This window comes from Cellvibrio chitinivorans, assembly GCF_035117775.1.
Taxonomy (GTDB): Bacteria; Pseudomonadota; Gammaproteobacteria; order Pseudomonadales; family Cellvibrionaceae; genus Cellvibrio; species Cellvibrio chitinivorans.
This window is the reverse complement of record NZ_JAYKKN010000002.1, coordinates 112,634-125,239: the sequence shown is the minus strand read 5'-3', so window position 1 is coordinate 125,239 and position 12,606 is coordinate 112,634. Positions and strand designations below refer to the sequence as shown.

6 protein-coding genes are annotated in these 12,606 nt (G+C 49.9%); 3 read left to right on the top strand and 3 right to left on the bottom strand.

Going from position 1 to position 12,606, the window contains the following annotated elements; all coding sequences use genetic code 11:
* The 3 genes from SPL68_RS07175 to SPL68_RS07165 form a co-directional block, all read right to left on the bottom strand.
* Nucleotides 1-246 (bottom strand): TIGR02647 family protein, encoded by a 246-nt coding sequence (locus SPL68_RS07175; protein WP_323814419.1) that lies wholly within the window; start codon nucleotides 244-246, stop codon nucleotides 1-3.
* A 215-nt stretch (nucleotides 247-461) separates the two neighbouring features.
* Nucleotides 462-2,258 carry an endo-1,4-beta-xylanase gene (locus SPL68_RS07170; protein WP_323814418.1) on the bottom strand — a complete coding sequence of 599 codons (1,797 nt, stop codon included), beginning with the start codon at nucleotides 2,256-2,258 and terminating at the stop codon, nucleotides 462-464.
* Between the two features lie 165 nt (nucleotides 2,259-2,423).
* A complete protein-coding gene (locus SPL68_RS07165) occupies nucleotides 2,424-4,526 on the bottom strand; it encodes a glycoside hydrolase family 6 protein (protein ID WP_323814417.1) in 2,103 nt (700 codons plus the stop codon).
* Between the two features lie 1,023 nt (nucleotides 4,527-5,549).
* Between SPL68_RS07165 and SPL68_RS07160 the strand changes: the two genes are divergently transcribed.
* The 3 genes from SPL68_RS07160 (at nucleotide 5,550) to SPL68_RS07150 (ending at nucleotide 12,603) form a co-directional block, all read left to right on the top strand.
* On the top strand, nucleotides 5,550-6,155 hold the full coding sequence (locus tag SPL68_RS07160; RefSeq protein WP_323814416.1) for a DUF2214 domain-containing protein: 606 nt from the start codon (nucleotides 5,550-5,552) through the stop codon (nucleotides 6,153-6,155).
* 154 nt (nucleotides 6,156-6,309) lie between these two features.
* A complete protein-coding gene (locus tag SPL68_RS07155) occupies nucleotides 6,310-9,168 on the top strand; it encodes a cellulase family glycosylhydrolase (protein ID WP_323814415.1) in 2,859 nt (952 codons plus the stop codon).
* Nucleotides 9,169-9,195: 27 nt separating this feature from the next.
* Nucleotides 9,196-12,603 (top strand): DUF1592 domain-containing protein, encoded by a 3,408-nt coding sequence (locus SPL68_RS07150; RefSeq protein ID WP_323814414.1) that lies wholly within the window; start codon nucleotides 9,196-9,198, stop codon nucleotides 12,601-12,603.
* The last annotated feature ends 3 nt before the right edge of the window (nucleotides 12,604-12,606 follow it).

The window sequence follows — 12,606 nt, the reverse complement described above, 5'->3', positions numbered from 1 at the left end:
CTAAAGCAGCGGTTTGGAATTCAGTATTTGCAATAGCTGCTGTAAATGTACCGAAGATTCATACCCCAAAGGAGTCAGATATCCACCATCAATTTGCGTAATCAGCTGTTTTTCAAAAAGACGCTGGGTTGCAGCGATAATCTCAGCGGTAGCGTCCGAGTGAACTTTTAATCCAGATTGACTGGTACTGGTATCAAACATGCGCAGTACAGTCATTTCTGCCACTAACTCAGAGGATAAAGGCATGATCTTGCTCCTTTATTATTCAGTTATTATTGGGTTTATTGCTGACGTTCATTATAGGTTTCAGCTGAAATTTTACTGCCAGAAAATTACATCCAATTCACAGCAGTGCTTACTATAGATAGCATATGAGTTTGAGATCGCCACTTATTTAACAAAAAATCCCGCACTCAGGCGGGATTACTACTACATCGAGCAAACAATTAATCCAAAGCTAATCACTGCCCTGTCAATCCGTTAGCAAAACCTTGCAGAGCGGGTTTGGCTTGGAAGCTGTTATCAAACAACAACGGCCAGTCAGGATCTTTCGCAAACCAGCTCTGCGCATCCCACATTCCCCACACGGTAATACCACCACGCTGAACAGCAGGCACTGCACGCAAGTAGGCTGCAACAATTTGACGATAGCGTTCGCTTTGTGTCACTGCGGCAGCTGGCGTCAGACTTGTGTAAACCGGTGCAGATGAGTTGTACTTGTTATTAACACGCACATCCAACTCGGTGATTTTTACTTTCAAGCCACGCTGCGCAACTGCACGGAAAGACGCTTCGATATTGGCGATGCTCGGCCAATCTGGCAGAACATGCATTTGGAAACCCACACCATCGATTGGCACACCACGAGATTTCATTCCATCAATCAATGCCAACAGGCGTGTGGTTTTTGCATCGTTAGTTTCAGTGTTGAAATCGTTGTAATAATGATCAGCAACTGGATCCGCCTCATCCGCCCAAATAAATGCTTGGTCGATAAAGTTCACACCCATTTTTTGATAGAACACTGAATTGCGGAAACCATTCACCGCACTGCCATCACTGTTTTCAGCGATGGCTTCGTTGACCACATCCCAGCTCACCACCTTGCCACTGAAATGCGCTGCGACAGTTTGCACGTGAGTTTTCAACATCGCAGAAAAATCACCCGTGTAATTTTTCATAAAGCTTGGCACTTGGTAATCCTCATGCCAAATCAATGCATGCCCATGAACACTTGCGCCATTTTGACGAGCAAATTCAATCAACGCATCTGCATTGGCAAAACTAAAAGTCGTTTCACTGGGATGCACATAGCTCATCTTCATAATATTTTCGGCAGTGAGCTGATCAAAATGCTGAGTCAATACTGCTTTTTGTTGGCTGCTATTCAAAATGCTATCGGTTTCTGAGCCAGCACGCACAGCAACGCCAATCGGAAAATCTGCAAGTGCTTTTAAGCTCAAACCATCAACACTGCTCACCGAACTACTGGATGCACTCGATAAAGAACTGGAGCTAGTTGTCACCACACTTGATGATGAACTAGAAATTGGAGATGAACTGGAACTCGCGCCCACTACACCGTAAGGCGCAGGCTGACTGGTGCAAGTCGCGCGCGAAATACAGCTTTTGTTATTTTCATAACCCCAACCACTTTGCGTAGTCACACACAAAGGATAAAGCGTGCCATACCAATTACATTGCTGACCCACTGCAACACTGGATGCTACTGAACTGCTTACACTAATAGATGATGAACTTGAAGAAACGGAAGAAGGAGTAGATGAAGCAACAGAATAAATTGATGAACTGGAAATCGCTACCGATGATGCAACAGAAGAAGCCACGCCACCGCAAATATTTCCGGTAATGACCGGGCGCTCTGCACTGCCGCCACGTTTATCAATTTGAAAACCAAATGAAACGCTTTGTCCAGGTTGTATCGCCGCATTCCAACTTAAATTGCTCGCTGAATAAGGATTGCTGCCACTGACATTGGCATTCCAAGAACCGGACAATCGATTCGTCGCATATTGCCAACCCACAGTCCAACCATTAATTGCTGCTGTACTGGTATTGGTGATGGTGATTGCACCTGTCGCACCGGTATTCCACTCGTTGCTGATACTGTAACTGCAATTAGCGGATTGCGCCAATGATGCCTGTGCAAAAAAAATTGCACCAAGAATCATCGCTGCACTCAGCAATTTATTAAATGGTGATTTATTAAATAGCAAATTATTAAATGACAAGTTCATGTTCAAAACTCCTGCTGTGGTTACGCGAACGACAACAAGAATCTGAACAAGTAAATAAAAGTGACCTTATTCTTCGTTCGATATGAAGTAAAAAAATCATCCTTGATCAGGGCATCTCTCCAAATGCCTGTCCATGCACTCTCTCACTCGGTTTGCTTAATCCACTTATTCAAGCGGTGGATAAGCATTGTTGATCAATACTTGCAGACCTTCTTTGAACCAACGACCAGCAACTGGAGCATTTGGCATCGCGCCTGTATCTACGTTAGAACCACTACCCGGGTTGTAGTTGTAAGTAGGATCACACATGCGGTCAAAACCTTTGGCTGGATCTTGTGGATCGTAAGACAACTCAAGCGACGCAGCACCATCAGATTCACCTGGCGGCTTCACCCATACATACGCATCAACACCAGCTACAGGCGCTACACGTGGACGCTCACCGATACCACCGCGCTGGTTACACCAGTTACCACGATGAGTACGACGATCAAGACGTGATTGATCTACAAAAGTATCCAGCACAGTAGAAGTCGATTGTGCTGCTGGACGGTTTGGACCACCCCAACCGTTACGACCGGTATCTACCAACATACCAATAGTGCTTGGGAAGCCAGCAGAGATCATCGCATTGCGCCATGCCTGTACAAATGCCACTTCACTGAAGTAAGGATTCCATTCGTAGAACTTGGCTTGACGAGTCTGAGTACCACCGCCACTACCAGGGAAGGCACTGTTCGCCAATGAATCAAGGAATGGCTCGTACAATGGAGTGTAACCAGAGGTGTTGGATACGAAACCAGCTACGGTGTTAACACCACCAGTTGCGCCTTTGATCGCATCGCCAATCAAGGTTACGGCTTTACCGAAGTTATCGGTCCAACCTAACCAACCTGAGTGGCCGATATCAACATAAGAGTAAACGTTGGAAATGGTGTGCAGCTTGCTCAGGGTATAGCGAGTGTTGGCTACATAACCGTGAGTTGCATCGGTCGCCAATTGACACTCAGGATCGCTCAAGTTGGTAACCAGGTTTGGCAAAGAATCTGGCTCGATAATCGCAATAATGCGCAGATCTTTGTATTTCGGATCAGCAAAGATAGACGCAATCACATCCACATATTCAGTGCGATAGCGAGTAGTCCCCTCAATGCCTTGAGCCAATTCACCGTTAGATGCCAATGCATGACAGTCGCGGTTTGGCAGATCGTAAACAACGATTTGAATCACGTTAGCATTTTGTGCAATGGCCGCATCCAAGTGATCACGCAGACCATAGCTACCGTCTGTTGGTGCGATAGCACCTATGCGATCCATCCACACAGCAGTGTTATAACCAGAAATTTTTGAGCCATTGGTTTCAGCTTGCGCCTTGCCAGACCAGATCGGGTCTATGTACCAGCGCGCACCTACAAATGGGTTATCTAAACGCTCACCCGGAGTCACGCTCGATACTGATGAACTTGAACTGGAAGCTACAGAAGAACTGCTAGGAACTGAGCTGGAACTACTAACACCAACACTTGAGCTGCTAGAACTGACGCTACTAGAGCTAGAAGTCACAGCACTACTGGAAGAAACAGCAACACTGCTGGAACTAACCGGCACACTGCTCACACTGCTGGAACTTGGCGCTACCGAGCTAACAACGCTAGACGAAGAGCCACCAACCACGTTTACACAGGTAGAACGCGCGATACAGCTTTTGTTGTTTTCCCAACCCCAGCCGCTTTGGGTGGTGACACACAGAGGATAAAGCGTGCCATACCAATTACATTGTTGCGCGCCATTATTAGTCGCACTTGAGCTTGAACTGCTGACCATAGGATCAGAGCTGCTGGATGAACTAACAACCGGCACACTTGATGGCGCAGATGAACTGGTTACAGTGCCGGAACAAACACTGCCAGTTACAGTAGGAATCTCGGCCGAACCGCCACGCTTATCAACCTGAAACCCAAAACTGATACTTTGACCCGGCTGCAAGGTGCCGTTCCAACCCAAGTTGGATGCAGTATAAGGACTGGTTCCACTTAAGTTTGCATTCCAAGAGCTGGTCAAGCGGTTAGTCGCATATTGCCAACCCACAGTCCAACCATTGATTGCAGCCGTGCTGCTGTTAGTGATTACAATTTCGCCGGTCAGTCCGGTATTCCACTCATTGCTGATTTTGTAGACGCAACTGGCCGCCGCGCCTTGGCTAGCCGCAGCTAAACCAAGGCTTAGCAGGCTTGCAAGGCCATAGATTTTTTTTCTTGGCGTTATCATTGAAGTTCTCCTGAGTTCCAGTGAGCGAGGCGCAGAACACCTCATTTATTATTTCGCACCGACTAGAGCCGGTACTGAATTTCCCCCGAATCCAATAGGGTTACTACGGGATATACCCGTAGCACTTAGCTCCTTATGTAAACTTGTTAGCGCAACCATTTATGCGACAATTTTCTCCATTGGCGCAGATCATCAAGGAATAATTGCAATACGATAGCAATCGCAACCCCGGAATACGCGACCGAAATTGTGCGAGATAACTCTGTCAAAATTGCCTGATTTAGTGAAAATCCACGCCTGAATCAGCTCGGATCACACAGGGTTGAAGTTACTTTTTTATTATTATCTGTATTTAAAAATACGTTTTAATACTGAAAATGGCACTTAAATGATCATTTATCACCCTTAATGATCACTTTTAACTACGTTATTGTAAAAAAACGCAAATGACAAGGCTGTCAATCATGAAATTTGCAGTAGTCCTCGACTTTAGTAAAAATCGGCCAAATCGATCACAGATTCCTCTAGCGTGAGGCATTTTCACAATCAGAAAAGTTCACCACACATCGAAGTTACCCTTCTCCACTTAAGCTTCCCTCAGGTAACAAAATCTTGTCATCTCAGACCCTTTTTTCTCACCAATTCACAATTTTCAGCTTTTTTTTGATTGCGAATTGATCGCGCTGTCAATTTAATGTACCGTAAAAAAACAAACATAAAAATAAATTTTTACGAGATATAAAACGTTTTAGTTATAACTAGATAGCACCAAATGGATAATTTAGGTGCCACAACCATAAATATCGTGCTTAAAACGAGAGAAAAGGCATATTTCGGCTTCACCAGCAGTAATAATTGGCTTGCGTGCAACCACCCTTAAAGTAATTTTCTGGCACCAAAACTCACTTGTGATTTTTTACCCAGAGCACTTTATTGATAAATTGTTAGCGCAATCACAAAAAATGTAATCACTACCTATTTACAAAAAACTGAATCAAAACAACAACAAAGGCGCGGACGACTATGAAAACCCTGATTGTTTATGCCCATCTTCTTGCTGCATGTGTAGCAATTGGCATTTTGCTGATTCAAGACTTGGCGCTGGCCAAATCCAAAGGCAGCCCCCTCACTGCTACGGCGATAAAAGATCTCACCAAATCCGCAGAAATTATGTTTGTCGCGCTGGTGGTTTTATGGATTTCAGGTCTTTCGCTGGTGCTGCTCGGCTATTTGGAGAACCCACAGCAATATCTGATGAATGAGAAACTCTGGGCAAAATTCACCGTTGTTTCCGTGCTAACGCTCAATGGTATCGCCCTGCACTACTTTAGCTTCCCACGTGTAACTTCACGCCGCGGCCTGCTTGGCCTGCCCACCTTTGAACAAATTCTGGTTGTGCTTACCGGTGCGCTCTCATCGGTATCCTGGTTGTTTGCCTGCTACCTCGGCATCGCGCGCCCCTGGAATTACACCGTGGATTACAGCCTCATCATGTTCATCTATTCCGGCCTTTTGGTCGGCGCTTTTATCGTTGCTGGCGAAGTATTACGCGCCATGCGCAAGGCTGAACCTGAACCACCTATCCTCTCCGAGCCAATTAGGATGAACCCTTCACGTAAGTTTGATTAGCACCATGAAATTTATGTTTTAAACGAAATGACAGCGCTGTAACCGCTCCTGCGATACGGCGCAAACCTTTTTTGATGCGTTACCCGTTTTGACAATAACAATTGTTGATGACCGTTGCCGGTGCGAGCCGGCATTTACCTCCGAGGAAGACACTATGAGTAGCTTTAAAGCCTCTGCGATCACCCCTCGCACAGCGGGAGTGCTAACACGCTCCCTCTGCGCGGCAGGGTTCTCCCTGGCTGTATCCGCTCTTTCCACTCAGGCTTACGCCGGTTGCCAGTATGTGGTTAACAACCAGTGGAATAATGGATTCGATGCCAAGATAAGAATAACCAACGATGGGACTAGCACGATCAATGGCTGGAACATTAGCTGGCAATACACTGGGGACAACCGAGTTACCAGTAGCTATAACGCCAACTTCAGCGGTACCAACCCCTACTCCGCCAGCAACCTGAGTTGGAACGCCAGCATCGCGCCCAACCAAACCGTTGAGTTTGGTTTCCAAGGAACTAAAGGTGCAGCCAATGCCGAAGTGCCGACTATTACAGGTGCGGTTTGCGGCACTTCTACCACATCTTCTGCGGCACCATCATCAGTCGCTTCCAGCTCGCGCTCATCAGCGTCATCCAACGGCACAGTTCAAGGTGTTGCGCCGCTGGTAGTTCAAGGCAATAAAGTAACAGCCAATGGCCAACCCGCGAATCTGGCAGGTATGAGCCTGTTCTGGAGTAATACTGGCTGGGGCGGCGAGAACTACTACAACGCGCAAACCGTTGCCTGGTTGAAGTCTGACTGGAAAGCCAATCTGGTACGTGTCGCTGTTGGTGTTGAAGCGGAAGGCGGCCTGCTGACCGATTCAACCAACAAAACCCGCGCGATGACCGTGATTGATGCCGCCATCGCCAACAACATGTACGTGATCATCGATTGGCATACTCACACTGCCGAGGCCAACAAAGCCGCCGCAATCACCTTCTTCAAAGAGATGGCGACCAAATACGGCAACTACAACAACGTGATTTACGAGGTTTACAACGAACCGCTGCAGGTTTCCTGGAGCAACGTGATCAAGCCTTATGCGACCGATGTGATCAAGGAAATTCGCGCCATTGACCCGGATAACCTGATCATCGTGGGTACACCTACCTGGTCGCAGGATGTTGATGTTGCCTCGCAAGACAAAATCACTGCTTACAGCAACATCGCTTACACCCTGCACTTCTACGCAGGCACCCATAAGCAATGGCTGCGCGATAAAGCACAAACTGCTCTGAACAACGGTATCGCACTGTTTGTTACCGAGTGGGGTTCAGTAAATGCCGATGGCGATGGCGCGGTAGATACCGCCGAAACTGCTACTTGGCTCAACTTCCTGAAAACCAATGGCATTAGCCATGCGAACTGGTCACTGACCGACAAAGCTGAAGGCTCAGCTGCTCTGGTTCCCGGTGCTAGTGCCAATGGTGGCTGGACGGCTGCGCAACTGACTGCCTCAGGCACTTTGGTGCGCAACAACTTGATCAGCCAAAACGGTGGTACAACTACCAGCTCGGCTGCAAGCTCTGCAGCTCCGGTGTCATCTTCGAGCGCTGTAGCCTCTAGTGTTTCGTCAGCAAGTGGCGCAGGCGTGTTGTTCAGCGAAACCTTTGAAAACGGTGCGGTAAATACCCAACCTGCTGGTTGGCAAAACTTTATCGGCTGGGTGCCAAACAACAGCAATACTACAACGGGCGCGCAGTACGCATTGATCGACAACACTAAATCCTACAGTGGTGGTAAGTCCATTCACTTCAAAGGTGGCGCTGCTCCTGCGCAAATCGTTCGCGAATTACCTGCCGGAACTCAACGCCTCTACACACGTGCTTATGTGAATATGAGTGTTGCGATGGGCAATGTGGCTGGCGATAACCACGAGCACATCTTCGGAATCAAGAAGTCGTTTGATGCAAACGATGAAATCCGCGTTGGCCAAATAAAAGGGGTAATGGGTACCAACCACATTCCTAGCGATAACATCGCACCAAAGATGGACAAGTGGTGGAGCGGCCCGCAAATGGCAGCCAATACCTGGTACTGCGTAGAAGTGGATTACCTAGCCGACCAGGCTTATGACACCCTCAAAATGCGCGTGAATGGTACAGAAGTTCACTCAATCACATCTTCAGCTGATTGGAACAATGGCGCTCTTGCTGCTGATTGGATGAGCGATAAATTCAAATATGTGATGTTTGGTTTCCACAGTTTCAGTGGTCGCTCCGCAGACGTATGGATGGATGATATTGTGGTTTCTACCCAACCAATCGGTTGTGGTACCACTCCTCCAGCAAGCAGCAGCTCTGTGGCTTCATCGGTTGTGTCATCCTCCAGCCAATCAAGCAGCCCAGTTGTTGTAACTCCGTCATCATCAAGCGTCGCCAGCAGCTCAGTCGCTTCTTCTGTAGCCGTTAGCTCTTCAAGCAGCCAAACCACTTCATCAGCAGTAACCACTGCGGCATGGACTCTGGACACTACCGCGTCTTACCTGAACTTCGTGACCACTAAAAACACCCATAACGTGGAAGCGCATAGCTTTACCGGTTTGAGTGGCGATATCAGTGCGGCCGGTGTGGCGACTCTGACTATCGATCTGGATACCGTAAGTACTGGCGTTGCGATCCGTAACCAGCGTATGCGTGATCTGTTGTTCCAAACGGCGCAGTTCCCCACTGCAACCGTCACTGTGACTGTTCCTAGCACGCTCATCAGCGGCTTGGCAGTCGGTCAGGCAGCGACGACCGATATCTCAGCCAGCCTCAATCTGCACGGTGTAGTCGCTCCGATTACCACCAAAGTGTCAGTGCAAAAGCTGTCTGCCAACCGCGTTCTGGTGCAAAGCCTGTCGCCAATTCTCACCAAAGCGAGCGATTACTCCCTCACGAGCGGTGTAGAAGCCTTGCGCGAAGCGGCTGGCCTTGCCTCGATCAGCATCGCGGTACCCGTGGACTTCGCACTCGTCTTTGACGCCCGTTAATTGGATGAAGCTTAGAGAGAACCTATCATGAAAAATTTATTCAAATTGTCGATGCTCTCCAGCGGGTTAATGGCCCTGGGGATCATGGCATCCAGCGGCGCGACTGCCCAGGGTGCCTGTAGTGTGGCTTACGATACGGTGAACAGCTGGGGCAATGGCGGCCAGTACAAAGTCACCGTAACCAATACCGGCGCCGCGAAAACCAGCTGGGAACTCTGCTGGACCTTTGCTGGCAATGACACCATCCCCAACCTGTGGGACGGTATCGTCACTCAAACCGGTAAAAACGTGTGTGTGAAAAACGCCGCGTACAACCCTAACCTGCCCGCCAACGGCAGTGCGACCTTTGGTTTTTTGGTGAATAATCCGGGCGCTGTTCCGACCAGCTTTACCTTGAATGGTGCGGCCTGTGGCGGTTCTGCCAGCTCGGTTGCCAGCAGCACACCAAGCAGCGTTGCCAGCAGTGCGCCGAGCAGTGTGCAATCCAGCAGCAGTAGCAGTGTCGCGCCTGGTGTGGCAGCGCGTTGGTTGGTGGATGCCAGCAAATCCACCTTTAACTTCGTGACCGTGAAACTGACCAGTGCGGGCGCCGAAGTGCCAGAGAGCATGACCTTCAGCCAATTGCAGGGCACAGTTGCCGCCGATGGCAAAGCAACTTTGACCATTCCGCTAGCCAGTATCAGCACCGGCAACGTGATCCGCGATCCGCGTATGCAGAGCCTGCTGTTTGAATCCAGCTTCCTGCCGAGTCTGCACTTCACTACCCAGCTCGACCTGAGCGCAATCGATGCGATGGCAGCCGGTAGCACGGGTGTGCAGTCAGTGACCGGTAATCTGGTATTGCACGGTATTGTGAAAGCGCTGACCTTTGAAGTACTGGTGGTTAAACACGCCAATAACAGCGTCAGCTTCTCGCCGCGCAAGCCGATTATTATCAACTCGACTGATTTTGATCTGAACGCAGGTGTTGAAGCGCTGCGTGCTATCGCTGGCCTGACCACCGTAGGTGAGAAAGTACCGGTTTACTTCAAGATGTTCCTGAACCGCGACAATCCCACCAACGTTCCAGCCATCACCTTGGCTAGCGCCCCTGCTGCTGCGTTGAACCTCACCGGTTCGGTCAGCAACGCAACTGGCGCGGCTAATCTGAACTGGGCGGATGTGAGCAGCACTGAAAGCGGCTTCCTGATTCGCCGTAAAGGCGCCGATGGTCGCTGGAAAACCGCGAGCAACAATGCTGCGAATAGCGTGAGCTTTATCGATGATCTGGCCGCAGCCACTCTGGGTGCGGGCAGCTACGACTATAAAGTGATCAGCTATACCGATAGCATCCCTGCGACCGCGACCAGCGCGCTGACTCTGGTTTACGCAGGCACTGGCACTTCATCTTCATCACCTAGCAGTGTTAGCAGCAGCTCTACCTCTAGCCAAAGCTCATCATCTGTCGGCGGTGGCTCCAGCAGCTCCAGCCCATCGGGTGAATTGGTGGGTGATGTGACGCGCGGTCAAGCGCTCTGGACGCAAAGAAGCTGTGTGGGCTGTCACGGTGTGGATGGCGCGAAAAATGCCAACGGTACCAACGCCATTGTTCAGTTGAACCCGAACCGCAGCCTCTATCGCCACAGAAACGATACCCAGGATCGCTCACTGCGTGACTTCATCGCCATGTGGATGCCACAGGGTAACGAAGGTAGCTGTACTGGTCAGTGCGCAGCCGACCTTGAGGCTTACATCTGGACCTTCCGTAAGCCAAGCGATGGTCAACCCGATGTACCTGTGTCCTACTTCAGCTGTCCATCCAATGCGCCAAGCTATGGTCAAAGAACCCTGCGTTTGCTGACCAAGCTGGAGTATCAACGCTCTGTGCGTGATTTGGTGAACTACCAAACGGATGTGACTGCAAGCTTGCCGGATGACTTTGTGTCAGGTGCGTTTGTCAACAACAACACCCTGTCCATCGACAAAACTCGCTACACCAGCTATCTGGCTAACGCCGAGCGTATCGCGACCGACGTTGCTACGCGTTGGAACAGCGTGCTGAACTGTACGCCATCCACCAGCTGTGCCAGCACCTTGGTTAACACCCTCGGCCCACGCATCTTCCGTCGTCCGCTGACTACTGAAGAACAAACCGCGTACCTGGCAGTGGCTAACGGTACTACTGGTGGCCGCGCTGTGGCCGATGGTATGCAAGTGGCGCTGACCGCGATGTTGTCATCACCGCAATTCCTGTATCGCTCGGAAGTGGGAACCCTCTCCAGCAGCGGCGTGTACAAGTTGGATGGTTATGAAATGGCGACCTACATGGCGTATACCTTCACCGGTACCACGCCAAGTGCAGCACTGATGACTGCAGCGGCTAACGGCACCTTGAACACGGCTGCCGGTATTCGTACCCAAGCCTCTACATTGCTGGCATCTGCCAACACCAAACTGCTGTTGACCGATCTGGTAAACCGCTGGTTGTTGACCGAGAAGATCGAAACCCTCACCAAACCTGCGGTGAACAACTTCGCGGCACTCGGCGCGGATATGAAGAACGAACTGGGTAAAAACTTCGCCTACGCGATGCTGGAAACCAATGGTTCCTTCGCCAATATCTACAACCCAACCTACACCCACGTGAACCAACGTTTGGCGACTCACTATGGCTTGGCGTTGAGCGGTGCTACCGATTCCGACGGTTTCGCCCGTGTGAGCACCAGTGACCGCGGCGGTATTCTGATGTCCGGTGCGTTTATGTCGCGCTATGCCAGCACTACCGACTCCAACATGATCACCCGTGCGGTAGCGATTCGTCGTAAGTTGATGTGTCAGGACATTCCTGAGCCTCCATCAGGTGTGAGCCTTGACCGTGAACAACTGTTTGCCCAAGACCGCGAGTTCTATGAGAACCCACACACTACCCAACGCATGATCTTTGATCGTCTGACTGGCGGAACCACCTGTTCTAACTGTCACGGCGAGATCATCAACCCATTGGGTGGCGGCTTGGAGAACTTCGATACTGCCGGTCGTATCCGCACCACGGACCTCAAAGGCAATGCGATTGTATCCAGCGGTACTTTCTTCTCGCCCTATCCACAATTGCAGTTCCTCAACGATCCGGATCGTGTTCGCTACGAGCCTGAGATTCACTTCGATGGCGCGAAAGACCTTGCCCGTACCATCGTTGAGCATCCACAGGTGGCTGGCCTTGCGCAAACCTGTCTGGCCACACAATTTGTCAGCTACAGCTCAGGGATCAACTCTATCTTCCTGATCGATTCTGATCGTGAAGTGGGCTACAAGCGCATCAGTAAAGACGAAGAAAACGCCTACCGTTGCGATGTAACCGACCTGACCAACATTCTGACCACCAGAGGCCCACGTGCAATGCTTGAAGAAATCCCGGCATTGGAATCTGTGATGTACCGGAAGGAGTGGGCGCGCTAATGC